General features: G+C 69.0%; 21 protein-coding genes and 2 pseudogenes. 14 read left to right on the forward strand and 9 right to left on the reverse strand.

Going from position 1 to position 23772, the window contains the following annotated elements; translation table 11 throughout:
• Positions 1-144, reverse strand: a 144-nt coding sequence (locus CA951_RS16475; RefSeq protein ID WP_179220218.1) for a helix-turn-helix domain-containing protein, incomplete at its 3' end; no start/stop codon positions are given.
• A gap of 240 nt (positions 145-384) precedes the next feature.
• Positions 385-501: pseudogene (locus tag CA951_RS42820) on the reverse strand (FAD-dependent oxidoreductase); the annotation flags it as partial.
• Positions 502-801: 300 nt separating this feature from the next.
• Between CA951_RS42820 and CA951_RS16480 the strand changes: the two are divergent.
• Complete coding sequence (locus CA951_RS16480; RefSeq protein ID WP_087557864.1) at positions 802-1344, forward strand: hypothetical protein; 543 nt, start codon at positions 802-804, stop codon at positions 1342-1344.
• Between the two features lie 3 nt (positions 1345-1347).
• On the opposite strand, the gene CA951_RS16485 is transcribed toward CA951_RS16480, so the two are convergent.
• Positions 1348-2559 (reverse strand): MFS transporter, encoded by a 1212-nt coding sequence (locus tag CA951_RS16485; protein WP_087557865.1) that lies wholly within the window; start codon positions 2557-2559, stop codon positions 1348-1350.
• 123 nt (positions 2560-2682) lie between these two features.
• Here CA951_RS16485 and CA951_RS16490 point away from each other — a divergent pair, with 123 nt between their 5' ends.
• The 4 genes from CA951_RS16490 to CA951_RS16505 all read left to right on the forward strand — a co-directional run bounded on the left by CA951_RS16490 (position 2683) and on the right by CA951_RS16505 (position 6479).
• Positions 2683-3588, forward strand: coding sequence for a hypothetical protein (locus CA951_RS16490; protein WP_087557866.1), 906 nt, complete (start codon positions 2683-2685; stop codon positions 3586-3588).
• A gap of 14 nt (positions 3589-3602) precedes the next feature.
• Positions 3603-4268: an ESX secretion-associated protein EspG gene (locus CA951_RS16495; protein ID WP_087558082.1), complete on the forward strand. Its 666-nt coding sequence runs from the start codon at positions 3603-3605 to the stop codon at positions 4266-4268.
• A gap of 70 nt (positions 4269-4338) precedes the next feature.
• On the forward strand, positions 4339-5697 hold the full coding sequence (locus CA951_RS16500) for a hypothetical protein (RefSeq protein WP_087557867.1): 1359 nt from the start codon (positions 4339-4341) through the stop codon (positions 5695-5697).
• Between the two features lie 491 nt (positions 5698-6188).
• Positions 6189-6479, forward strand: coding sequence for a hypothetical protein (locus CA951_RS16505; protein ID WP_087557868.1), 291 nt, complete (start codon positions 6189-6191; stop codon positions 6477-6479).
• 131 nt (positions 6480-6610) lie between these two features.
• Here CA951_RS16505 and CA951_RS16510 read toward each other — a convergent pair whose 3' ends face one another.
• The 3 genes and pseudogenes from CA951_RS16510 to CA951_RS16520 form a co-directional block, all read right to left on the reverse strand.
• Entirely contained in the window at positions 6611-7732 is a 1122-nt protein-coding gene (locus CA951_RS16510) for a class I SAM-dependent methyltransferase (RefSeq protein WP_087557869.1), read from the reverse strand.
• Positions 7733-7813: 81 nt separating this feature from the next.
• Positions 7814-9455, reverse strand: a pseudogene (locus CA951_RS16515) (AMP-binding protein).
• On the reverse strand, positions 9455-10744 hold the full coding sequence (locus tag CA951_RS16520) for an MFS transporter (RefSeq protein ID WP_087557870.1): 1290 nt from the start codon (positions 10742-10744) through the stop codon (positions 9455-9457). The pseudogene CA951_RS16515 and the gene CA951_RS16520 overlap by 1 nt, the downstream one beginning before the upstream one ends.
• Positions 10745-11041: 297 nt before the next feature.
• Here CA951_RS16520 and CA951_RS16525 point away from each other — a divergent pair, with 297 nt between their 5' ends.
• The 6 genes from CA951_RS16525 to CA951_RS16550 all read left to right on the forward strand — a co-directional run bounded on the left by CA951_RS16525 (position 11042) and on the right by CA951_RS16550 (position 15989).
• The gene (locus CA951_RS16525) at positions 11042-11785 is read left to right on the forward strand and encodes an SDR family NAD(P)-dependent oxidoreductase (RefSeq protein WP_087557871.1); all 744 of its coding nucleotides are present in this window, start codon (positions 11042-11044) and stop codon (positions 11783-11785) included.
• A gap of 43 nt (positions 11786-11828) precedes the next feature.
• Positions 11829-13016 carry an acyl-CoA dehydrogenase family protein gene (locus CA951_RS16530; RefSeq protein WP_087557872.1) on the forward strand — a complete coding sequence of 396 codons (1188 nt, stop codon included), beginning with the start codon at positions 11829-11831 and terminating at the stop codon, positions 13014-13016.
• Between the two features lie 69 nt (positions 13017-13085).
• Positions 13086-14288 (forward strand): acetyl-CoA C-acyltransferase, encoded by a 1203-nt coding sequence (locus CA951_RS16535; RefSeq protein ID WP_087557873.1) that lies wholly within the window; start codon positions 13086-13088, stop codon positions 14286-14288.
• Between the two features lie 40 nt (positions 14289-14328).
• Positions 14329-14904 (forward strand): TetR/AcrR family transcriptional regulator, encoded by a 576-nt coding sequence (locus CA951_RS16540; RefSeq protein ID WP_087557874.1) that lies wholly within the window; start codon positions 14329-14331, stop codon positions 14902-14904.
• Positions 14905-15019: 115 nt separating this feature from the next.
• A complete protein-coding gene (locus CA951_RS16545) occupies positions 15020-15484 on the forward strand; it encodes a helix-turn-helix domain-containing protein (protein WP_087557875.1) in 465 nt (154 codons plus the stop codon).
• A 91-nt stretch (positions 15485-15575) separates the two neighbouring features.
• Positions 15576-15989 (forward strand): ester cyclase, encoded by a 414-nt coding sequence (locus CA951_RS16550; RefSeq protein ID WP_087557876.1) that lies wholly within the window; start codon positions 15576-15578, stop codon positions 15987-15989.
• A gap of 66 nt (positions 15990-16055) precedes the next feature.
• Here CA951_RS16550 and CA951_RS16555 read toward each other — a convergent pair whose 3' ends face one another.
• On the reverse strand, positions 16056-17150 hold the full coding sequence (locus tag CA951_RS16555) for a Glu/Leu/Phe/Val dehydrogenase dimerization domain-containing protein (protein ID WP_087557877.1): 1095 nt from the start codon (positions 17148-17150) through the stop codon (positions 16056-16058).
• Between the two features lie 6 nt (positions 17151-17156).
• Complete coding sequence (locus CA951_RS16560; protein ID WP_087557878.1) at positions 17157-20669, reverse strand: indolepyruvate ferredoxin oxidoreductase family protein; 3513 nt, start codon at positions 20667-20669, stop codon at positions 17157-17159.
• Between the two features lie 137 nt (positions 20670-20806).
• Between CA951_RS16560 and CA951_RS16565 the strand changes: the two genes are divergently transcribed.
• Together CA951_RS16565 and CA951_RS16570 are read left to right on the forward strand one after the other, a co-directional pair.
• A complete protein-coding gene (locus CA951_RS16565; RefSeq protein WP_072945874.1) occupies positions 20807-21319 on the forward strand; it encodes an Lrp/AsnC family transcriptional regulator in 513 nt (170 codons plus the stop codon).
• A 23-nt stretch (positions 21320-21342) separates the two neighbouring features.
• On the forward strand, positions 21343-21804 hold the full coding sequence (locus CA951_RS16570) for a 6,7-dimethyl-8-ribityllumazine synthase (RefSeq protein ID WP_087557879.1): 462 nt from the start codon (positions 21343-21345) through the stop codon (positions 21802-21804).
• 78 nt (positions 21805-21882) lie between these two features.
• Here CA951_RS16570 and CA951_RS16575 read toward each other — a convergent pair whose 3' ends face one another.
• The gene (locus CA951_RS16575; RefSeq protein ID WP_087557880.1) at positions 21883-22524 is read right to left on the reverse strand and encodes a restriction endonuclease; all 642 of its coding nucleotides are present in this window, start codon (positions 22522-22524) and stop codon (positions 21883-21885) included.
• A gap of 190 nt (positions 22525-22714) precedes the next feature.
• Here CA951_RS16575 and CA951_RS16580 point away from each other — a divergent pair, with 190 nt between their 5' ends.
• The gene (locus tag CA951_RS16580; RefSeq protein WP_087557881.1) at positions 22715-23770 is read left to right on the forward strand and encodes a 2,3-butanediol dehydrogenase; all 1056 of its coding nucleotides are present in this window, start codon (positions 22715-22717) and stop codon (positions 23768-23770) included.
• Positions 23771-23772 lie beyond the last annotated feature (2 nt).

Below are 23772 nucleotides of genomic sequence, written 5' to 3' on the forward strand. Positions count from 1 at the left end.
CTGCGACCACGCCCGCGTCCGCTCGGCCAACGCCCGGTTGTAAACATACCGGGTGCACCCGAACGTCCGCGCAAGCTGTTCCGCCTGCACCGCAGTCGGATAGAAACGGTACTTGAACGCCCGCTTCACCACCCTCCCCACCATGAGCCAGACACTAGCCACACAGTCCGACATTTAGCCTTGGCGGCGAGACCGTAGGCGTGCCGAACGTCCGACCGGGACACTGGGTGATCCCCGGCTTTTTGAGTGGTCGTCTGCGGGCTCGGTGTCTGGTCGAGCGGTGTCCTAGTTCGGGAACTTGGAGCCAGCCGGTAGGCGTGGACTCCTGTTTAGTTTAGAGAATGTCTGGGCCGTGGCCGCGATGGTCAGTCACCTGGTGATGCACCCCTCGTCGGCGAACACCACCCGGGCACCCTCCCGGGCCGCGGACAGTGCCGCCCAGGTGGCGGCGGGTCCGCCGCCGAGGACGAGGACGTCGGTGACGATCTCGAGTGCGGTCACGAAGCGAACAGCATCGCCGTCACGGCGACGGCCGCCCCGGCTCGTTCGGACAGCGGGCGGCGGAACAACCTGTCGAGCAGAGACATCGTTACCCCCGGTAGGAGCGGTATGGACACCGCTCGATCGTCGGCTCGCGACCCCGTCCGGGCAAGGGTTCTCGTCAGCGTGCGCCGAACCCCGGCGGCCGCCCGGCAACCTTCGAGCGAACCCCTCCCGGGCAACTCGATTGCGGACACGTGCACCGGCCGGGGGCAACGCCCTCTATGGTGGACGCATTTGCACGCCGACGACGGGTAACGCATGGACGACAGGACTGTAGCGATCGGGGCGCTTGCGATCGCCACCGTTTCAGCGGTCTCCGGGCTGATGATCGGCGCCGCGGGCGGCGCGTTCGGCAGTCACGGACCGGCAGTCGTACCACCACCGCTCTCGTCGGAGGGTCTGCAGGCCGCGGGACCGCACAGCGCCGAACCGGCGACGTTCCAGGTGTTCGTCCCGCCGACTCCCACCTGGCAGATGGCGGAACTGACCACCCCACGGGCCGTCACGCTCACCACCGAACCGGCGCCGGTGACCACCGCGCCGCCGCCCGCCCCCTCGACGACCCCCGCACCGCCTCCCCCGCCGCCGGTCCGGACGACGATCGCGCCGCCTCCGCCGCCGACGATCAGCCTCGCCCCGGTCACTACGCCGGTGACCCGGCCCCCGGTCGTCACGACGACTGAGGTGACCGTTCCGTCTCAGGCTGCCGTGGCGCCGACACTGGCGCCGACCACCACCACCACTACGACGACGCGTCCGGTGATCACGATCCCGCCGGTCACCACCAGACCGCGAGGCTGACGCTCAGGCCCGTCGGCGCGCGATCAGTTGCGCGACGGCCACGCCGGCACCCAGCGCGGCGACCAGCGCGCTGAAGACGATCCCGGCGGCCCGCAGGTCGGTGAATCGCGCGAGCACACCGACACCGACCGCGGGAACGGCCAGCATCACGTAGATCCTGGCGAAGAATGCCGAGGACACGCCACCGCGGAGTTGCGGTTCGACCCGTTCGACGGTGGTGGCGAGCGACGCATTGAGGCACAGGCCTCCGGCGACGCCGAGCACCACCGCGGACGCGAGCAGCGGCGCGAGGACGGTGGTCGCCAGCGCGAGCGCCAGCAACCCGGCGGCGGGGACCAATCCGAGGCACCCGGCGAGCATCGCGGTGGCCGTCGACATCCGGCGTGCGAGGAGCTGGCCGGCGGCCATGAACAGGAAGGTCAGGAACACGACGAGCCCGGCCATCGAGTGGCTCGTCGTCCCCAGGTATCTCGTCAGGAACAGCGCCGACACGGCGGTGAGCACGCCGGTCACCGCGAACGCCGTTCCGGCGGCAAGCACCGCGGTGACGAAGGCGCCGCGGATCGACGCCGGAACCTGCATACGGCGGGGCCGGATGCGCCACGTCGGCCGGGTGGCCGGCGCCGGCGCGAAGATCCACAGCCCGGCGGCGGCGACCGCGGCGAGCGCGAGGTTCACCGCGTAGGGAATGGTCAGCGGACTCGACGTGACGTCGGCGATCACCCCCGCGCTGAGCGTGCCCAGTCCGAGACCACCGGTGTTCACCGCGACCGCGAGCATGCCGCCGACTGCCTTCCGGTCGGGTGGGAACAGGTCGATCACCGCGGCGGTGCCCGTGCCGGTCATGAGGCCTGCGGACAGGCCGGAGATCACCCGGGCCACCACGAACACCGGAAGCGTCGACGGCAGCAGGAACAGCACGGCACTGACCGCGGCGAGGGCGACGGCGAAGAAGAGCACCGGGCGCCGGCCGACGTCGTCGGAAAGCCGCCCGAACACGGCGAGCGCGGCGACGACCCCGACCGCGTACACGGCGAACAGGATCGTGACGGTGAGGGGACTGAACGCGAGTTCCTGCGCATAGATCGAATAGAGCGGGGTGGGCAGTGTCGTTCCCATCATCGTGACGAGGAACGCGAACGCGGTGGCGCCGATGGCGAGGGCGGGTGACCGGCCGGCGCGCGTCGTGGACGCTGCGGGTGAGAACGCGTGCATGGCCCCGAGCCTTTCGGAGTCGAGGAGCGGTGACAAGTCGGAGGCGGGAGTCGGTAAGGTGGCTTCCCGCCGGATTGGGGGGTCCACTCCGGGACCGAGAGTGTCCAGCATCGGAGGTCGGGGATGAACGGCGGGGAAAACTTTCACTCGGGCGCGTGGGATCACCGCGCCATCAGCAACGCTGTCGACGCGCTGAGGCCCGCCGAGTCCGAAGCGGTCGCCGCGTCGTGGGACGACCTCGGACGAAAATTCGAGGAGTCGGTGGCCGCGTTCCACGACGCGACCCGGGCCGCGGTCGACACCGGATGGCGCGGACAGTCGGCGACCGCGGTGGTATCGGCACTCGACGACTACGCCGCCCGGGCCGGACAGGTTGGCGGCCGATTCACCGACGTGGGAGACGCATTGCGGCACGCGAGCGCCGGCGCCGAAGCGGTGCGCGGCGCGGTCGGCTCGCCCCGGGACCACCCGATCGACTGGACCCGGGTGCTACCCGGCAACTGGACCGCGGAAGCCGACGCCGACGCCGCGGAACAGGACGCGAAGGCCGCCATGGACACCCTGTACGCGTCGGCGTATCGGGTTGCGGACGAACAACTCCCCACCGACGGTCTCGCCGCGACCCACGCCGCCGCGACGGCCCACGGGCAGCCTGTGGGCTTCGACATCGGGCCGAACGGCGTGCACGGCATACCCAGTGATCAGCAGGTGGCCGAGTCCGAATCCGAACTAGGTGCGGACCCCGATCCTCGCCAGAGTGACGAGGTCCCGCCCCAGAACGCGCAAGCCGCTCCCGGGTCGATCGCCGGTGCGGCGCTGGCCGGGGCCGTCGGCGGCGGGGTGGCGCAGTACGCGCACGGCATCGTGGCCGCGCACCGGGCACCGACCTCCGACCGGCCCGGCGGTCCGGCCCTGCCCGCGGCGCGAGAAGACGAGGAGGAGCCGCGGACCTACCTCGAAAGCATCGACGCGGGAAGCGAACTCGTCGGCAAACTGCCCCTCGTCACGCCCGCGGTGATCGGCGAATAGTCGTGGGGCACTGGGTGTTGAGCGGTCCGCAGTTCTCGGCGGCATGGGCGCGGACCGGCCAGGACCGCATTCCCTATCCGTTCAAGGTCACGAGCACGCTGGCCACCGCCGGCGAGTACGAAGCGGAGCAGGGCCGGATACGCTCCGACTTCTCCGGGCCGGAACACGACCCGCTCGCGTCGGCGCTGCTGGTGCTCGCCGAACCCGACCTCCGGATCGAGATCTCCGGTTCGCAGGGCTCTACCTCGATGCGCCTGATCGGGGCGCTCGCGCGCGGGCACGGGGTCGCGGCGGTGCAGCATCCGGGCGGCGAGGTGGTGATCCGCAGCTGTGAACCGTACGACGTCGGCAGGCAGCTGATCGCGCAGCTTCCCGACACCGACGCGGGCACGCGGCGCGGCGTCGTGGTCGACCGGGCTGCTGCCGGGCACCGGCAGGCGGCGGTCGCCCGGATCCTCGACCGGCCGTCGACGGGTCAGGGCGTCGTCACCGTCGTCCGCGGCGCGCGGCACTCGCCGCGCCCCGCCGGCGGCGGTCTGGCGTGGCGTGACATCGAGGGCGACGGCAGATATCTCGTGTGGGGCGACACCGCGGTGGCGGTGGAACCGGGCACGTCGTGGGACCTTCTCGACACCGTCACCCGGCTGACCGGACGGATCGCGGCCGGTCACCCCGTCTGAGCCCCGCACCCCCTCCTGCGCTGCGGTGTCGGCGATCGCCGCTACCGTATACAGCGGAAGTAGGTGACTCGTGGCCGACCCGGACGGAGCAGACATGCAGGACTTCGATCTGGATTCGAGCGTGAACCGCGACTGGGCGGAGTTCCAGCGGCGCCTCGCGGACTATCTGGCGGCGATGCAGGACGAGGACCTTCTGGTGCTCGAATCGGGATTCGAAGAACTCGACGAATCCCAGGGGCTGATGCCGTGCATCCAGTTCGTCGTGTGGGACGGCGACACGGTGCGCTGCGAAGTGCCGTCGAATCACTACCTGCACCCCGACCGCGCGCTGACCGAGGCCGAGCAAACTTACCTCAGCGAGCTGGGCTGGAACCGTCCGACCCGCGGCCCGGAAGACGAACCCGACGACGGCTCCCCCGCGTTCTACGTGGACAAGAAACTGTCGTGGTCGGATCAGCTGGCCGCGATGGCGGTGGCCGCGTTCCGCGACGTCTGGGGAATCACGCATCCCGCGTTCCTGAGTACCGAGACGTCGAGCACCGATCCCGAGGCGACGTTCGACCCGATTGCGGTGCGGCCGCCGCTGGTCGCGCAACTCGACCCCGCGGCCGCCGTGGTCCCACGCGACGTCGAGCACCTGCACGAGCTGATCACGCTCTCGCTGGTGCCGATGCTCGGGCTGCTGCCCGAACGCGACCCCGACGGCGACGTCCCGATCCGGATGGGCAACACCATCCTCTTCGTCGGGCCGCTCGCCGACACCGTCGACGTGCAACTGTTCGCACCGCTGGTGCACGACATCAGCGACCGCACCCGGGCGGCCGAGGTCACCGCCGACCTCAACCGCACCTGGTCGCGGATCAAGTTCGTACTGGTCGACGACCGGTTGTCGGCGTTCCTGGAGGTGTCGGGCAACCCGTTCGTCCCCCAGCACCTCACGGACAGCTGTAAGTCGTTCGCCGATTTCCTGCGCACCGTCGACAGCGACTTCGCGGCGCGGTTCGGCGGCGAACTGTTCTTCAACCGGGAATCCGGCCCCGACGAGGAAACCGAACCGGCGTCGGCACCCCACACCGAGAACGGGACGTCGACGACCGATCTGCCGAAGGAACTCCAGACGCTGTTCCATCTCGATCCCGGGTGCGGTGGCGACACAGACCCCGCCGTCGTCGCCGACGTGTGCGGTCACGACCGCGACCGGATCCTCGCCCTCCTCGACACCGGCACCGCGTGGCTGTCCCGGTTACGGGACACGGACGACGCGTCGGTGGAGCACTGGGAGCGCGTCGTCCGCACCCTGCGCAACGCCCTCCGGACCGTCGTACTGCCGCCGCCGGAGAACGCTCCCGACACCAAGCCGCGGCCCGAGCAGATGGGACTGTTCAACAACCCCGAGGAGCAGACGCTGTTCGACGATCCGTCCCAGTAGCCGCCCTTTCGACGATCGGTCCGGGTTTCCCGGGATGTGGCGTACTGTCGGCTCCATCGGAGCCGTCCAGGTTCCGCATTCAGGGATGGTCCATGGCTGACAAATCGCCCCGCAATTCCATGTCGAAGAAGTCCGGCAAGTCGCTGAAGGAGAAGCGCGCCGAGAAGAAGATGAAGTCGACCGGACAGAGCGACCCAGAAAAGCGCTGACGCCTGTGCGCCTTTCTGGTAGCGGCAGCAACCACAAAGGCGCACAAGGCCGTCAGGCCACGACTACCCTCTTCCTACGCTCGACGGCGATACCTTCGGTGGGCAGCGGCAGCCGTCGATGGTTTCGCGCTCGGCTGAGGCTCCTGAAGCGCGGTGGTGCCGCCACTTCGCAACAATCCGATCCGTAACCCACGAAACTGCGCACAGGCGCACACTGAAAGCGTGCATATCGGTGGTCTGCCCACCACAGCCAGTGGTCGAGCAGACGCCGAAGGAGTCACGATGAATTTGAAAACGAGTGCGGCGCGTGCCCTGGTCGCCGGTGTGCTGGGTTTCACCACACTGGGACTCGGCGCCGGTCCGGCCAATGCTGATCCGTGGCCACCGCCGGTGCCTGGCATCTCGGTACCCGACTTGGGGCCACCGCCCGGACAACCGGCGAAGCAGCCATTCTTCCCACCGCCGGGACAGTTGAACCAGCTACCGTTCTTCCCACCGCCGGGACAGTTGGGCCAACTACCGTTCGTGCCGCCGCCCGGACTCTGGGACAAGCCGTGGAAATGGGTTCGTTGACGAGCCACTTCGGGAACTGGACACATCAACCGAGGTCCGCTGTATCCGCAAGGCGCCCATCGTCGTTCTCATATATGACGTCGGGGTCGATGGTCGGGCTGGGTTCGGCGAAGTGAGTCGCCATGTGCCCGTCAGTCCTGCGCGCCGAGCCGCCACAGCGACGTCACTTCCCGCTTGCGGGCGGCGTGTAACGCATCCGAGCGGTCTGCGACCTTGCCGTGCCGGGGCGTCACGTCCCGCCGCCCGAGGACGGTGAGGCCGGCGTCATCGATCAGGGCCAGCAATTCCTCGCGGGTCCGCAGTCCGAGGTGCTCGGCGATGTCGGACAGGATGAGCCAGCCCTCTCCCCCGGGTTCGAGGTGCTCGGCCAGGCCGGCGAGGAATCCGCGGAGCATCCGGCTGTCCGGGTCGTAGATCGCGAACTCGATGGGCGAGGTGGGCCGGGCCGGGATCCACGGCGGGTTGCACACGACCAGCGGCGCCCGGCCGTCGGGGAACAGATCCGTTTCCACCACCTGCACCCGATCGGCGTAGCCGAGCCGGTCCAGATTCGCCCGCGCGCAGGCCAGCGCGTTCGCGTCGAGTTCGGTCGCGATCACCTTCTCGACGCCGCGGTGCGCGAGGACGGCCGCCAGCACACCGGTGCCGGTGCCGATGTCGAACGCTTTCGCAAGCGTCGGGAGCGGGGTCTCGGCGACGAGGTCGACGTATTCGCCGCGAATCGGTGAGAACACGCCGTAGCCGGGATGGATGCGCGCGCCGAGGGCGGGGATCTCGACGCCCTTCTTCTGCCACTCGTGGGCGCCGATCGCGCCGAGCAGATCCCGCAGCGTGGTGACCGTCGGCTGGTCCGTCGGCCCGTACGCCGCGAGCACCGCCTGCCGCACGTCGGGGGCGCGGCGCAACGGAACGGTCTGGTCGGCGTCGAACGGCACCAGCAGCATCCCGAGGATGCCCGCCCGCCGCGACTGCGTCTGCCGGTGCAGATGAAACGCGGTGGCCGGGTCCGTGGACGTCTTGCGGGCCTTGCGGTCTGTGCGGGCGGCGACGGCCGTGCCGAGCTGGCGGGCGTTGTGGAAATCACCGCGCCACAGCAGTGCCGTCCCCTCGCACGCCAGTCGGTAGGCCTCGTCGGCGGTCATCGAGTCGTCGGCGACCCTGATCTTCTTCGGGGGCGCCGCCCCGCTGGTGGACCGCCACACCGCCGAATGCTCGGTGCCGTCCTCGGTCCAGCGGACGAACTCGGTTTCCATGAGGGAGAGCCTAGGCCTACGGCCCGTGCGCCTTTTTGGTAGCTGCAACTACCAGAAAGGCGCACGGGCGCGAAGCGCCTCTCAGGTGGTCGGGAGTGCGCGGACCGCCGCGCGGCGGAGCTTGCCGACTTCAGTGCGCGGGAGGTCGGGCCGGAAGTCGACGACCTTGGGCGCCGCGTAGAGCCCGACGCGCTGCGCGACGAGTTGCTTCAGTTGCGTCACGAGGTCGCTGTCGTCACCCGGGGGGTCCGCGCGGACGACGACGGCCCGGACCACGCCGCCGCGGACCGGATCTTCGTACGCGACTGCCGCGGCGTCCGCGACCGCCGGGTGCTGCAACAGCGCGTTCTCGACCTCCACCGGGCTGATGTTGTGCCCCGACGCGATGATCATGTCGTCGTCCCGGCCCAGGATCTGCCACCGTCCGTCGGCGTCGGTGACGGCGCGGTCCTCGGTGAGGAACACGTCGCCGCGCCAGCGGTCGGCCCACAGCGCGGGGGCGTTCTCGTACCCGCTGGACATCTGGTGGCGGGGCTGCCGTACCGCGATCAGTCCCGGCAGGCCCTCGCCGACCGGCTGTCCGTCCCGGTCGGCGAGGAAGGTGTCGAACCCAGGGATCCCGGCGGACATCCAACCCGGGCCGGACCGCGTTTCGGTGCCCTGCGTGTCGCCGAGCAGCATGCCGACCTCGGACAGTCCGTATCCGTTGCGCACTGCGGGTGCACCGGTGCGGGCCCAGTCCGCGGCGACCGCTGCGGTCAGCGGTTCACCGGCAGCGGCGACGGTGCGGAGCGCACGGCGGTACCCCTTCCTGCGCGAATGTCGCCGTCAGTCGCCGCAGTGCGGCGGGCGCGGTGGTGAGGATCGTCGCCTTCTCCTCCCGGATCACGCGATGCCAGGCCTCGGGGACGAACTTGCCCGAGTACATGACCCGCGGCACGCCCAGCGCCATCACGGCGGCGCCGGTGCTGAACAGCCCGAACGCCCACGCCGGGTCCGAGGTGGAGAAGACGACGCTGTCGCGGGTCGCCCCGAGAACGGACTTCACGTAGGGCATGACCGAGACGAACGTGGCGTGGGTCATGGTGCACGCCTTCGGTGTTCCGGATGTTCCGCTGGTGAACAGCAGAGTGGCGGTGTCGCCCAGCGCGGTCTTCTCGAGGGGACCGTCGGCGGCGGCCAGGTCGATCTCGGTCCAGAACGACTTGTCGGTCCCCGCGACCGCACCGTCTCCGACGACGAACACGGCCGGGTCGAGTCCGTGGGTCGCCTGCGCCTCCGCGAGCGCCGGCCGGTACCGCTGATCGACCACGATCGCGCGGACTCCCGCCGCGTCGAGGCGCAGACCGATCGCGTCCGGGGCGAAACCACCGAACAACGGCACGTACACCAGTCCGGATCGCCACACCGCCAGCGCGGTGATCCAACTCTCGACCTGTCGGGACAGCAGTCCGCCGACGCGGTCTCCCCGCTTCAGGCCCGCTCGGGCGAACACCCGTGCCGCCTTGGCGGCGAGCCGGTCGAGTTCGAAGTACGTCCACCTGTCGGCCGACCCGTCTTCGTGCCGGACGGTCAGCGCCACCCGATTCGGGTCTCCGGCGTAGCGGGTGCAGATCTCGTGTGCCGTGTTGAAGTCGCCGCCGAACGGGTCGCGGTCGAGCAGGGATTCGATGTCCTGCCAAGCAGCGGCGAGTGCGGGCGACGCGGATCCGTCGAGAGACATCAGTGATTCACCTTTGCAGTTTTCGTCAGGGTCAGAACGAGCACGGTGATCGCGCACGCCGCGGCGATGTATGCGGCCAGTGCCCACGCACCGTCCGTCTCGGCCGCGATCGCCACCGCGATGAACGGTGCCGGAGCGCTGAACACGACACCGCCGAACTGGTAGGCGACGGACGCGCCCGTGTACCGGACCTCGGGAGGGAACAGACCGGTGACATATCCGGCGACCGCGGAGTAGGTGACGGCGTGGCCGATGGTGATGATCAGAATCATCGCCAGCAGCACTGCGGCACCCATGCCGGTGGACAGCAACCAGAAGAACGGGTACGCGATCGCGGCCATGTAGAGGGAGCCGTAGATCAGCATCTTCCGGGTCCCGATCCGGTCCGCGACCATCGACGCGCAGGGCACGGACACGATGTCGAGGACGCAGGCGACGAGGATGCTGAGCAGAATCGTCTGCCGGGAGATGCCGAGTTCCTTCGGACCGTACGACAGCACGAAGACGGTGACGAGGTAGAACGGCACGAGCGAGGCGGCCTGGGTCAGAATCCCGACGCCCAGTGCGCGCTTCTCGCCCCGCAGAACCGCGAGGATCGGGAAGTCGGCAATCTTCTTGTCGCGCTTGATGTTCTCGAACTCCGGCGATTCGACGACCTTCAGCCGCACGTACATGCCGACCGCGACCAGCCCCGCGCTGGCCAGGAACGGAATCCGCCAACCCCACGCCTGCACCTGATCCTCCGGAAGCTGCTCGATCAGCAGAAACGCGAGCGTGGCGAGCACGAGTCCGGCGGGAACGCCGGCTTGCGGCCAGCTGCCGTAGAACGCGCGTTTCTCGCGCGGTGCATGTTCGACCGCCATCAGGACCGCGCCGCCCCATTCTCCGCCGACCGCGAAGCCCTGGGCAAGGCGCGCGAGGACGAGGAGCACGGGCGCCGCGAGACCGATCGCGCCGTACGTGGGGATCAGGCCGATGGCGACCGTCGACGACCCCATCAGCACCAGGGAGAACACCAGCATCTTCTTGCGGCCGATCCGGTCTCCGAAGTGCCCGAAGACGATGGCGCCGGCAGGCCGGGACACGAACGCGACACCGAACGTCGCGAACGCGGCGAGCGTTCCCGACAGCGGACTGAGCGACGGGAAGAACGCCTTCCCGAAGATCAGGGCGGCCGCGGTCCCGAAGATGAAGAAGTCGTACCACTCGATCGCGGTTCCGACGAAGGACGCGAAGGCGACCTTCCGAGTTTCGACCCGGGTGACCTCCAGGTCGTCGATGACTCTCATATCGAATCTCCCATCGCTGCTGATGTGGGGCGGTGTGGTTGCCGTGTCGGCCCGGTGCCACCGCGGTTGTGATCGAGCGGTCGGGCCTCGAAGTTCGCCGAGGGGACCTCGTGTCCGCGACGTCGCCCCGTGTGGCCGCAGTCACAGGTTTAGCACAGCCGCCACGTCGGCCGCAAGCATTTTTGTACCGATTGATCCAATTTCGGTGCGCGCCGTTTGATCGAGCAATTTGCACCTTCACGTGGCATTTCTCGACAGCTCTGGACTATTTTTGGATCGATCAGTACATTTCCGGACATGAACGAGAACGACAACGAGGATCTCCGCGTCGCACTGGTGTCCGGCGGCTCCCGCGGCATCGGGGCCGCGGTCACCATCGGACTGACGCAGCGCGGCTGCCGGGTGGGGTGCACGTACCGAACCGGCCGTGACGAGGCCGAGAAGCTCACCGCGGACGCCCCGGAACAGGTGCTCCCGGTCCACTTCGACCTGCTCGACGACACCACGGCGGCCTCCGCGGTGGAGCGCGTCGTCTCCCACTGGGGACGACTCGATTCTCTGATCCTGAACGCGGGCCAGTGGTCGGGCGGGCGGCTCACCGCGACGGACCCGGATGCCTGGTGGAGCGTGATCGAGACGAACCTCCGCGGCACCGTCGCCCTCGCCCGGGCCGCGCTACCCCACCTTGCGAACGGCACGTCACCGAGCATCGTTCTGGTGTCGTCGGTCGTCGGCGTGATCGGTCACCCCGGCGACACCGCCTACGCGAGCGCGAAATCGGCGATGGTCGGCTTCGGCCGGTCGCTCGCGAAGGAGGTCGCCCGTGACGGCATCCGCGTCAACATCCTGGCCCCCGGCTTCGTCGCCACCGACATGACCGACGCGGTGCCCACATCCGCGCGCAGGCGGATCGAACAGGACACCGTCCTGGGCCGATTCGGCACCGTCGGCGAAATCGCCAAGGCCGCAATTTTTCTCAGCGAAGACGCCACGTTCTGCACCGGCTCCGTTCTTACCGTCGACGGAGGCTGGGCGCTGTGACACACCACGACTGTGACGACCCACAACGAAGGGAAGCAACACCATGACCGCGACACTCACGCAATCGGTCGGAATTCCGGAGTCGGAGTACCTGACGCTCCGGGACCGCATCTTCGAGGCGATCTGGTCCGAACTCGATCCGCTGGAACGGCGGATCGAGGACGAGGAGCAGGTACCGCACGACATCGTCATGCCGATCCTCACGCGGATCGGCGCGCTCGGCCTGCTCGTGCCCCGCGAGTACGGCGGCGGCGGACTCTCGATCGCCCAATACCTGCCGATCATCGCCGAGTTCGCCAAGGTGCAGGGCGGCCTGCGAGTCATCGTGCACGTGCACAACTCGTTCGCCCACGCGCTCTCCGAAATCGGGAACGAGCAGCAGAAGGCGGCGGTGCTGCCGGGCGCGGCGACGGGCCGGAACTCGGTCGCGTTCGCGCTCACGGAACCGGGATTCGGGACCGGAGCCGACCTCGGCTCGACCGCGGTACGGGACGGCGACGACTACGTCATCACCGGCGAGAAGTGGTTGATCACCAACTCGGACATCGCGTCTCACTTCATCGTGTTCGCGAAGACCACGGACCGCGAGGTGTCCGCGTTCCTCGTCCCCCGCGACACCGACGGCCTGTCGATCGCGGCGCTGCCCGAGACGATGGGCTGCAAGGGCACCGAACACGGACGCGTCACCCTCGACGCTGTCCGGGTTCCCGCCACCGCGCTCGTCGGCGCCGAGGGGCAGGGCAACGAGCACCTCGAACGCGCGCTGGAGATCAGCCGGGTCTTCATCGCGGCGAGTTCGCTCGGCACGTCCGAGCGCGCCCTCGAACTGTCGATCGCGCACGCGAAGAGCCGCGTCACATTCGGGAAACCGATCGGCACGCGGCAGGCCGTCCAGCGCTACCTGGCGGAGATGGCCACCGACGTCTACGCCCTGCGCGGCATCCTGGCGGACGCGGCGAGGAAGTGGGATGCGGGCGAACGGATTCCGGCCGAGGCCAGCATGTGCAAGCTGTTCGGTCTCGAGGCCGTCGGCCGGGTGACCGACCGGGCGCTGCTCGTCCACGGCGGCATCGGCTACACGCGTGCGCATCCGATCGAGCGCCTGTACCGGGATGCCCGCCTCAACTGGCTCGAGGAGGGCACGCCGACGATCCAGTACCTGGTCGCGGCGGGACGACTGCTCGACGGGTACGCGTTCTCCGACGCGTTCGAGACCTCGCGTCGACCCTGACGCTCACCATCCGCCGACCTGCAGCCGGGACTGGGCTGCGGGTCGGCACCGCCCTCGAAGGAGATGACAATGACGAACGCAGACCCCACCGTCCTCGTGGCGGGGGCACGAACCCCGTTCGGACGCTTCATGGGATCGCTGTCGGGTCTCACCGCCCAGCAACTGGGCGGCCACGCGATCGGCGGTGCGCTGCGGTCCGGTGGCCTCGACGCCCGCGACGTCGACCACGTCGTCATGGGCCAGGTACTCACGGCGGGCAGCGGTCAGCTGCCCGCGCGTGTCGCGGCCGCAGATGCCGGAATCCCCTTGACGACACCGGCACTGAACATCAACCGGATGTGCCTGTCGGGAATCGACGCGATCACGCTGGCGCACCGGATGATCGCGGCCGGCGACGCGGACATCGTGGTGGCCGGCGGTCAGGAATCGATGAGCACCGCACCGCACCTGCTCCGGGACAGTCGACGTGGGCACCGGTACGGCGACGCGGTCCTGATCGATCACCTCGCGTTCGACGGACTCCGCGATGCCTTCACCGGGTTGTCGATGGGGGCGCTGACCGAGGCGGGAAATCCCGGGTACGGCGTCACGCGGGAGGCTCAGGACGCCTGGGCCGCACGATCGCACCGTGCGGCCGCGCGGGCACGCAAGGACGGCGTCTTCGCGGCCGAGATCGTTCCCGTCCCGGTCACGGTCGGGTGGGGTGAGTCGAGCGAGGTGCGCGACGACGAGGGCGTCCGGGGCGACACGTCGGCGGCGGACCTCGCCGGATTGCGTCCTGCTTTCGCCGCGGACGGGTCGCTCACCGCGGGCAACTCGTCCCCGATCTCCGACGGTGCCTGCGCCGTCGTGGTCACGCGGAAGTCGACGGCCGTCCGCCTCGGCCTGCCGTGGCTGGCGGAGATCGGATCGGGCGCGGTGGTCGCCGGGCCCGATTCGGGTCTGCACGAGCAGCCGTCGAACGCCATCCTGGCCGCCTGCAGGCGCGAGGGGATCACGCCCGGCGACCTCGATCTCGTCGAGATCAACGAGGCGTTCGCCGCGGTGACGCTCGTCGCGTCCGAACGCCTCGGCGTCCCCTCGGACCGGGTGAACGTCAACGGCGGCGCGATCGCGCTCGGTCACCCGATCGGTGTGTCCGGGGCGCGGATCGTCCTGCACCTCGCGCTCGAGTTGCAACGCCGCGGCGGCGGCATCGGCGCGGCGGCGTTGTGCGGGGGCGGCGGCCAGGGGCAGGCCCTGATCGTGCACGTCGCACACACCGGGATCTAGACTCACACCTTCGACCGCCGGGAGACAAAGGGGCCCTTCGATGAGCGACAAGTACGACGCCAACCGGGACCGGGTCCTGCAGGTGGCTGCCGAATTGTTCGCGAAGTCGGGGTACCACGGCACCGGCATCGCCGACCTGGGCACGGCGGTCGGGCTCGGCCGCGGGGCGCTGTACCACTACATCGGCAGCAAGGAGGCCATCCTCTACGAGATCAGCAGCAGGCAACTCGCCCAGATGAACACGGTCGCCGACGAACTCGCGCTGTCCGAGGCCGATCCGGAGAAACGACTGCGCGGCCTCGCCCGGGCGCTGATGCGCAACATCGCCGAACACCGCGCCGAGTGGACGGTCTTCTTCCGCGAGTACCACGCACTGACGGACGAGCGTCGTGATCGCATCATCGCCGAACGTGAACGCTACGAATCCCATTGGCGGAACGCGTTGGAACAGGGCATTCGCGACGGGCATTTCCGCGTGCTCCCGCGGCTGATGGTCAAGGGCCTGCTGGGCATGTTCAACTACAGCTACCTGTGGATCACCCCCGGCGGCGCGGAAACGCCCGAGGAGATCGCGGACGAGTTCCTCGACGCCGTCATCATCGGGATGCGGGCGTGAGGCGCTCCGCACCCGTGCGTGGTTGAGGAGTCTCTGCACTCGTTCCCCACGCACGGACGGACGGACGGCGACGCTGGCTTGGACCTGCCAAGCTTGACGCGACTATTCTCGTCATATGAGTCCGTCCTCGGCCACGCCTGCCCGCTGTTCCATCGCGCGTGCGCTCGAGGTCCTGGGCGACCGGTGGACGCTGCTCATCGTCCGTGACGCGTTCTGGGGTCTCAGCCGATTCTCGGAGTTCACGCGCAGCCTCGGCATCGCGTCCGATGTGCTCACCGCCCGGCTGGCGTTGCTCGTCGACGAGGGCATACTCGAGCGCCGCGCGTATCGCCAGGCGGGGTCGCGGGAACGTCAGGAGTACGTGCTGACCGAGAAGGGACGGCAGTTGCACGTCGTGATCGGGGCGCTGGGCCAGTTCGGTCGCGACCACCTGCCGCGCCCGGGGAGCACCTCCCCCGAATACAGCGACGAGACCACCGGCGAGGCCGTGTCCCTGTCCTTCGTTACCGACGACGGCCGGCGCGTGTCCGCATCGACCCTTCACGTGCAGCGCGGAGAACCGGCGCCCGCGGGCGACTGACGCAGCCGGTCACATCGTGAGAAAACGACGGCTCTACCTCGCCATACCCATGCTAACTTGGAAAATCCAAGCCAGAGAGAGGCAAAAACGCATGTCCCATCAACACGGAGTTCACGCTGTCGAGAATTTCTGGGCCCGGGTGTGGCAGTCACCCCAGGACCCCCACGCGATCGACGAGCTCGTGGTCGACGATTTCGTCATCGTCAGCGGCGGCGAGACGATCCGCGGCCGGGCCGATTTCAAGGAATGGGTGCTGAAGTTCCAGTCGACTGTCGAGGATCTGGAGTTCATCCCCGTCGAAACGTTCCAGAACGAGGACGGCTCCCGCGTCGCATCGCTCTGGGAGATGACCGGCCGCAATCGCGGCTTCATGGGCACCGAATCCGACGGGCAGCCCATCCACCTGATCGGCACCGCGGTGTGGAACGTCCGCGCCGACGGGATGCTCGAATCCAACCGCGTCGAGCGCAATGCCTGGGAGCTGCACCGCCGGCTGACGGCCTAGGCGCTACGCGCCCGTGCGCCTTTCTGGTTGTGGGAGCAACCAAAAAGGCGCACGAGCGCGAAGCGCCTACTTCGCTGCCGCGATCCGGGCCTCGGCGACGGCGTCGGCTGCGGCGCCGGCGAGGATGCCGTCCCGCTTCGCGACGTCGAGGATCTGCACGACGGTGGCGAAGATCTTCTCGACCTGCGCGCGGACGTCGTCGGCGGACGTTCCGAGCCGCTCACCGGCGACCTGGATGAGCCCACCGCCGTTGGCGACGTAGTCGGGGACCCACGTGATGCCGCGGTCACCGAGGTCGTGCTCGACGATCGGGTGGGCGAGCTGGTTGTTCGCGGCCCCGCAGATCACCTGGGCGGTGATCGCGGCGACGGACTCGTCGGTGAGGGTGGCGCCCATCGCGCAGGGTGCGTAGACGTCGAGTTCCTGGTCGATGACGCTGGACGCGATCCTGACGTCGGGGAAGTCGGTGGCCACGCGGTCGAGTGCGGCGGCGTTGACGTCGGTGGCGACCACCGAGGCGCCGTCGGCGAGCAGCAGCTTGATCAGCTGGTAGCCGACCTTCCCGACGCCCTCGACCCCGACGACGCGGCCGGCGAGGCTCGCGGTGCCCCACTTCTCCTGGGCGCCGGCGCGCATGCCCTGGAACACGCCGAGGGCGGTCATCGGGGCGCTGTCGCCGGACCCGCCTGCGGCGGTGTTGCGTCCGACGACGTAGTCGGTGGCGCGGCCCATCACGTCGAGGTCGTCGGAGTTGGTGCCCACGTCACCGGCGGTGATGTACCGCCCACCGAGTGTCTGCACGAAGCGGGCGTACGCCTCGAGCAGCGCCTCCGACTTGGCGGTGGCCGGGTCGCCGATGATGACGGCCTTGCCGCCGCCGAGGTCGACTCCGGCGATCGCCGACTTGTAGGTCATCCCCCGCGACAGCCGCAGGACGTCCTTGAGGGCAGCGGCCTCGTCGGCGTAGGGGTAGAAGCGGGTGCCGCCGAGCGCCGGTCCGAGGGTGGTGTCGTGGATCGCGACGATCGCCTTGAGTCCGGTGGCGGGGTCCTGGAAGAACGTCACCTGCTCGTGCGCGGTGTCGGTGGGGAAATCGGTCCGTTCGAACACTCCGGCGTTCTGGAGCGGTGCGGTGGCGTGACGTTCCGCGGTGAGAGTCATGTCTTCTCAGGACCTTTCCGAAGGGGTGGCGATGGTGATGGTGGAGGTGTCGACGCCGAGTTCGGCGAGACGCTGGAGGTAGACGGTGACGTTGCGCAGCTTGACGTCCTCGTAGCCCCGGACGAGGTCGGGAGTCGCGGCGATCAGCGTGGCGGTGTCGTAGGTGTCGGCGGTGAGGTCGGCGATCAGGCCGGCGACGGTGGCCTCGTAGTGCGCGAGCAGTTGACGCTCGAGACGACGGACCTTGGCGTAGCCGAACGGGTCGAACGCGGTGCCGCGCAGGAACTTCGCCTTGGCGAGGGTCTTGAGCGCGACGTGCGAGCGGGGGCCGAATCCGATCTTGGTCTTGCGACCCATGGCCTTGAGGACCGGCGGGTGCAGCTTGTAGGTGAGCTTGCCCGCGCCGGGGACCTCGCCTGCGGCGGCGTCGAGGAACGCCTGGTCGGTGAGCATCCGGGCCACTTCGTACTCGTCCTTGTACGCGGTGAGCTTGTGCAGCCCGGCGGCGACGGCCTCGCTGAACTCGGTCCGGTCGCCCAGTGCGCGCTCGGCGTCCCACGCCTGCTGCACCAGGGCGATGTAGCGGGCGGCGACGCGGTCACCCTGGAAGGCGACGAGGTTCGCGGCCCGGCGTTCGGTGAGCTCACGGGTCACGCCGTCGAGGGTGGACCCGGCGAACAGGTGGGCCGGGACGACGGAGTCGCTGCGCTGCGCCACGGCGGCGGAACTGGTGGCGGCGAGGAACGCGGCCCGGTCGGCGACGGCGACGCGTCCCCAGTGGAAGGCGGCCTTGTTGGACTCGACGGCGACACCGTTGATCTCGAGGGCTTCCTCGATGAACCGGGCGGGGACGGGCAGCCCGCCGGCCTGGTAGGCGGCGCCGACCAGCAGGAAGTTGGCGGCGGCGGTGCTGCCGAACAGCGCGGTGGCGGCGGCGAGCCCGTCGATCGCGGTGAGTTCGCGGGCCGAGACGTCGAGACGCTCGAGCAGCTTGTCCTCGTCGGGGTAGCGGACGGCGGGGTCGTAGACCATGTCGCCGGTCGGGGTCTGGCTCGTCGACGCGACGGTGATGGTGCGGTCGGAGCTGCCGAACCCGGCGTACTTGGCGTCGGCGGCGGTCAGCAGGTCGAACGCGAGGACGCAGTCGGCGGTGGCGGGGCTGATCCGGTTGGACGGTGCCGAGCTTCCCGACCGCGTCTTCTGGTCGCTGAGCCGCAGGTGCGACGTGACGGGTCCGGCCTTCTGGCTGAGGCCGGTCTGGTCGAGTCCCTCGACGTGCAGCCCGGCGCGCAGCGCGGCCATGCCCAGCACCTGGTTGACGGTGACGATGCCGGTGCCACCGACACCGGCCATGAACAGGTTGTGGGTTCCGGTCCACACGGCGGGATCGGGGTCGCCGACCTCCGGCGGAACCGGGATCTCGCGCAGCGTCTTCGGCGCGCCCTCCTCGGGCAGTTCGACCGTCACGAACGACGGGCAGTCGCCCTCGAGGCAGGAGTAGTCGGTGTTGCAGCTGGTCTGGTCGATCTTGGTCTTGCGGCCGAACTCGGTGTCGACGGGCTGCACGGACAGGCAGTTCGACTTGACGCCGCAGTCGCCGCAGCCCTCGCAGACGGCCTCGTTGATGACGACGCGGGTGCGGCGGGCGGGCAGCTTGCCGCGCTTGCGCTTGCGGCGGGCCTCGGCGGCGCACTGCTGGTCGAAGATGAGGACGGTGACGCCTTCGATGTCACGCAGGACGCGCTGGGCCTCGTCGAGCCGGGTGCGGTCCCACAGCAGCGTGTTGGCGGCGAAGTGGGCGCCCTTGTGCCGCTTGGGGTCCTCGGCGCAGACGATGATCTGCTTGACGCCCTCGGACGCCAGCTTGTGGGTCAGCTGCGGCACGGTCAGCCCGGCCTCGGCGTCCTGGGCGCCGGTCATCGCGACCGCGGAGTTGTAGAGCACCTTGTACGTGATGTTGACGCCGGCCGCGACGCACGCCTGCACGGCGAGCTGGCCGGAGTGGAAGTAGGTGCCGTCGCCGACGTTCTGGAACATGTGCTTGACGTCGCTGAACGGGGCCTGCCCGATCCACTGCGCGCCCTCGCCGCCCATCTGGGTGAGCATCGTGACGGCGCTGTCGGTGCGGCCGGACATCGTGACCAGGGTGTGGCAGCCGATGCCGCCGCCCGCGATCGATCCCTCGGGCACCGCGGTGGAGCGGTTGTGCGGGCAACCGGAGCAGAAGTACGGGGTGCGCGACGTCGGGAGGACGGTCAGTTCGAGGCGCGGCGGCGGGGCCGGGGTCAGCGCGACCCGGTCTTTCAGGACGCGTCGCAACGGTCCGGTGAGCCGGGCGGCGGTCAGTTCACCGTCGACGGGGATCAGGTTCTTGCCCTGCGCGTTCTTCTTGCCCAGCACGGCGGGTGCACTGGTGCCGCCGTAGAGGATCTCCTTGAGCTGGGACTCGACGAACGGCATCTTCTCCTCGACGACGAGGACCTGCTCGACGCCGTCGGCGAGTTCGCGAACCTTGTCGGCGCCCAGCGGGTAGGGCATGCCGACCCGGAGGATGCGGATGCCGGCGTCCTCGAGCTGGGAGTCGCCGAGCCCGAGGTCGAGCAGGGCCTGGCGCAGCGAGTCGTACGCGGTGCCGACAGCGGCGATGCCCAGCCACGCGGTGCGCGGGTTGACCTCGATCGCGTCGATGTCGTTGGCGGCGTTGAATGCCTCGACCATCGCCCAGCGCGGTCCGTAGAGGTCGGCCTCGGCGTAGACGCTGTCGGGCGGGGACGCGAGCACGCGCTGCCGGTACGACCACGGCTTGCCGTTCCACTCGATCTCGGGGAGCACGATGTCGAGGCCGGCGAAGTCGCGGTCGAGGGTCCAGAGTCCGTCGGCGACGTCGGCGACGATCTTCATGCCCGACCAGCAGCCGGAGATCCGCGACAGCGCCACCCCGTAGAGGCCGAACGTGATGACCTCTTCGGCGTTGCGCGGGAAGAACACGGGCATGCCCATCGCGGCCATGGACCGTTCGCTGGCGCAGGGGATGGTGGAGGACTTGGCGTTGGGGTCGTCGCCCACGAGGACGAGGACGCCGCCGCGGGCGTTGGCGCCGTACATCGCGGCGTGCCGGATGGAGTCGCTGGCGCGGTCGAGGCCGGGACCCTTGCCGTACCAGACGCCGACGACGCCGTCGTGGGTGCGCTCGCCCTGCGGGAGGTCCACCTGGCTGCCCCAGACGGACGTCGCGGCGAGTTCCTCGTTCATGCCGGGCACGAACTTCACGTCGTGGTCGGTGCTCAGCGTGGGGATGGCGGCGATGGTGCGGTCGAGGCCGGCGAGGGGGCTGCCCTGGTAGCCGGAGACGAACGTTGCGACGTTCAGGCCCGCGCGGCGGTCACGTTCGTGCTGCTCCACCAGCTGGCGGGCAATGGCCTGGACACCGGTCATCAACACCGGACCAGAGTCGGCCCGGTATCGGTCGGCGAGATCAAAGGATGCTGCACTGGTGCGAGCGTCGTCTAACTGAGTCATTGCGATTCCCGATCCGTCGCGTTGAGCATTTCGTGAGCTTGATCCTGTATCTGCTCTATGATTTGGTCAACGCAAATCGGATCAACTGATCAGTTCACGCAACAGGTGACGGTGGTCACTTCCCGGAGGTACCCAAAGTGCTCAGCATCGACAAGCTCGACGTGCAGTTGCTCGGACTGCTCGGCCAGGACTCACGCATGAGCGTGGCCGAACTCGCCAACTCGCTGGGCGTCGCCCGCAACACCGTCCAGTCCCGGATGAAGCGCATGGAGACCAGCGGCCTACTCACCGGCTTCCGCCCCAACCTCGACCTCGCCGAGGTCGGCATTCCCATCCAGGCGTTCGTCGGACTGGAACTCGAACAGGGCAAGCTGACCGCCGTCGGCAACCGGCTCGTCGACCTGCCGGAGGTCATCGAGATCCACGCGACCACCGGCCGGGAGGACCTGCTGGTGCGGGTGGCCACGTCCACGCACGCGGAGCTGCAGAAGTTGCTGGAGAAGATCGCGAACCTGCCCGGCATCACGCATTCGACGACGACCATCGCGCTGACGAGTCCGCTGCCGTACCGGATTCAGCCGCTGCTCGAGCACCTCACCGACGACTCCGGGTGGGGCCGGTCGACGGCACTGCCCCGTTCACACCGCTAGGACCGGTGCAGTAGTTTCAGACCATGAGTGAGAGTCAGGGACGAATCGCGTTCATCCAGGCCACGTGGCACCGCAACATCGTCGACCGCGCACGCGACGGCTTCACCGACGAGGTGACCACGCTGGGCTATTCGAAGGACGACCTGGACTTCTTCGAGGTGCCGGGCGCGTTCGAGATCCCGCTGCACGCACGCCGCCTCGCCCTCACGGGGCGTTACGACGCCGTCGTCGCGGCCGCGCTCGTCGTGGACGGCGGCATCTACCGGCACGAGTTCGTCGCGACCGCGGTGATCGACGGCCTCATGCGGGTGCAACTCGACACCGATGTGCCGGTGTTCTCGGTTGTGCTGACCCCGCACCACTTCCACGAGCACGACGAGCACCTCACCTACTTCGGCGAGCACTTCGTCAAGAAGGGCGCCGAGGCCGCACGGGCCTGCGTCGCCACCGTCACATCGCTGAAGTCGCTGCCGACCGCGAACTGACCCGCCTCCCGAATCCGCAACGAGAACACCACCGCCGGTATTTACCGACGGTGGTGTTCTCGCATTTGCGGAGTCGAACTATCTGCGCGACGCGCCCCGGTGCTGGACGAAGAGGAGCCAGAACACCGGTGCGCCGACGACGGCGAGGATGGTCGCGAAGACCCGGAGCCCGACGTTCCCTTCGCCGAAGGGGGCGATCATGAGGACGATCGTGCAGAGGACGGCGCCGAGGAGCTGCCAGTGCGCGCCGAAGAAGCCGGCGACCATCGCCCATGCGTTGCGGGCGACGATGCGCGCCGGCGACTCGGGCTCGGGTGGGGGCGGCGGGGACGGGGCCACCGCAACCGTCGAGTTACGCGCGGCGGTCACCAGTTTCGGGGCGTGGGCACCGAGCGGCGGGGTTTCACCGTCGGGTTCGCACCGGAACAGGGCGATGCCGACGGCGTCCGCGTAGTCGACGGCCTCGTCGGTGTATCCGGGGCCGGAGAAGTACAGGAGTTTCCGGGCGTGGCTGGTTCCGCGGGTGCCGTAGAGGTTCTCGAGATCCGATTTGCCTGCGCTGCCGCCACGCCACTTCACCTGCGCGTACGCGCGCGACGAGTAGACGTCGATGCCGCCGTCCGTGCCGCCGAGTAGCGCTGTCGCGTCGCCGTAACCGAGCTTCTGCATCTGCTCGGCGGCATTGATTTCAGCTTCAGCCGCCGTGCGTATGCGTGCCATGCCTCACTCCCCCAGATCGAACCAGTCTTTCCTCTCGAAGGTACCCGCAGATCCGGCCAAACCAGCTATCCGCCGGTGAACGTCACACAGTCGTCGTCGGATTGCAACGCAGTGCAACCCTTCCCGGCCGCGTTGCGGCGTCGTACCGTTCGGCCCATCAGCACGTTCACAACGAGGTGAGGGCGGATCCATGAGAGCAGCACGGTTCCACGGACGACGCGACATCCGGATCGACGACATCCCCGAACCGGAATTGCGGCCGGGCACCGTGAAACTCCGGGTCGGGTGGTGCGGCATCTGCGGCACCGACCTGCACGAGTACCTGGAGGGCCCGATCTTCATCTCCCCGCCGGGGCATCCGCATCCGCTGTCGCACGAGAATGCGCCGGTGACGATGGGCCACGAGTTCTCCGGGACGGTGGAGGAGGTCGGTGAGGGCGTCACCGATGTCGCGGTGGGCGACAACGTGGTGGTGGAGCCGTACTTCGTGTGCAACGAGTGCGCGTCCTGCAAGGCGGGCAACTATCACCTGTGCACGAAGATGGGGTTCATCGGATTGGCCGGTGGCGGAGGCGGACTCAGCGAGAAGGTGGTGGTCGACCGCCGGTGGGTGCACAAGATCGGCGACATCCCGCTCGACGAGGCGGCCCTCATCGAACCGCTCAGCGTCGCGCATCATGCGGTCGTCCGCAGCGGGGCCGAGGCCGGCGACGTCGCGCTGGTCGGCGGTGCCGGGCCGATCGGACTCCTGGTCGCCGCGGTCCTGAAGGGTCTGGGTGTCACCACGATCGTCACCGAACTCAGCGACGCCCGGAAGCAGAAGGCGCTGTCCAGCGGGGTCGCCGATCACGTCGTCGACCCGTCGTCGGAGGACGTGAAGGCCCGGGTGCTCGAGTTGACCGGCGGCGTCGGCGCCGATCTCGGGTTCGAGTGCGCGGGGGTGAACGCCGTCCTCGACACCATCCTCGACGCCGTCCGCCCCGCGGCGGTGGTGGTGAACGTGTCGATCTGGGGCAAGCCCGCGACGGTCGACATGCAGAAACTCGTCCTCAAGGAGATCGACCTGCGCGGCACCATCGCCTACGTCCGCGACCACGGGGCGGTGATCGAGATGGTCCGCAGCGGGGTGATCGACCTGGCCCCGTTCATCACGGGCCGGATCGAACTCGACAACCTGGTCTCCGAGGGGCTGACCACGTTGATCGAGCACAACGACACGGCGGTGAAGATCCTGGTCCGGGCGTGACC

The organism is Rhodococcus sp. NCIMB 12038 (assembly GCF_002165735.1).
Lineage (GTDB): Bacteria > Actinomycetota > Actinomycetes > Mycobacteriales > Mycobacteriaceae > Rhodococcus_F.

Coding starts and splice junctions, on each gene's coding strand:
- CA951_RS16575 (WP_087557880.1), bottom strand. CDS start 22,524: ATGGCACGCATACGCACGGCGGCTGAAGCTGAAATCAATGCCGCCGAG.
- CA951_RS16530 (WP_087557872.1), top strand. CDS start 11,829: ATGACCGCGACACTCACGCAATCGGTCGGAATTCCGGAGTCGGAGTAC.
- CA951_RS16580 (WP_087557881.1), top strand. CDS start 22,715: ATGAGAGCAGCACGGTTCCACGGACGACGCGACATCCGGATCGACGAC.
- CA951_RS16550 (WP_087557876.1), top strand. CDS start 15,576: ATGTCCCATCAACACGGAGTTCACGCTGTCGAGAATTTCTGGGCCCGG.
- CA951_RS16485 (WP_087557865.1), bottom strand. CDS start 2,559: ATGCACGCGTTCTCACCCGCAGCGTCCACGACGCGCGCCGGCCGGTCA.
- CA951_RS16490 (WP_087557866.1), top strand. CDS start 2,683: ATGAACGGCGGGGAAAACTTTCACTCGGGCGCGTGGGATCACCGCGCC.
- CA951_RS16555 (WP_087557877.1), bottom strand. CDS start 17,150: ATGACTCTCACCGCGGAACGTCACGCCACCGCACCGCTCCAGAACGCC.
- CA951_RS16570 (WP_087557879.1), top strand. CDS start 21,343: ATGAGTGAGAGTCAGGGACGAATCGCGTTCATCCAGGCCACGTGGCAC.
- CA951_RS16535 (WP_087557873.1), top strand. CDS start 13,086: ATGACGAACGCAGACCCCACCGTCCTCGTGGCGGGGGCACGAACCCCG.
- CA951_RS16545 (WP_087557875.1), top strand. CDS start 15,020: ATGAGTCCGTCCTCGGCCACGCCTGCCCGCTGTTCCATCGCGCGTGCG.
- CA951_RS16520 (WP_087557870.1), bottom strand. CDS start 10,744: ATGAGAGTCATCGACGACCTGGAGGTCACCCGGGTCGAAACTCGGAAG.
- CA951_RS16540 (WP_087557874.1), top strand. CDS start 14,329: ATGAGCGACAAGTACGACGCCAACCGGGACCGGGTCCTGCAGGTGGCT.
- CA951_RS16505 (WP_087557868.1), top strand. CDS start 6,189: ATGAATTTGAAAACGAGTGCGGCGCGTGCCCTGGTCGCCGGTGTGCTG.
- CA951_RS16525 (WP_087557871.1), top strand. CDS start 11,042: ATGAACGAGAACGACAACGAGGATCTCCGCGTCGCACTGGTGTCCGGC.
- CA951_RS16480 (WP_087557864.1), top strand. CDS start 802: ATGGACGACAGGACTGTAGCGATCGGGGCGCTTGCGATCGCCACCGTT.
- CA951_RS16510 (WP_087557869.1), bottom strand. CDS start 7,732: ATGGAAACCGAGTTCGTCCGCTGGACCGAGGACGGCACCGAGCATTCG.
- CA951_RS16560 (WP_087557878.1), bottom strand. CDS start 20,669: ATGACTCAGTTAGACGACGCTCGCACCAGTGCAGCATCCTTTGATCTC.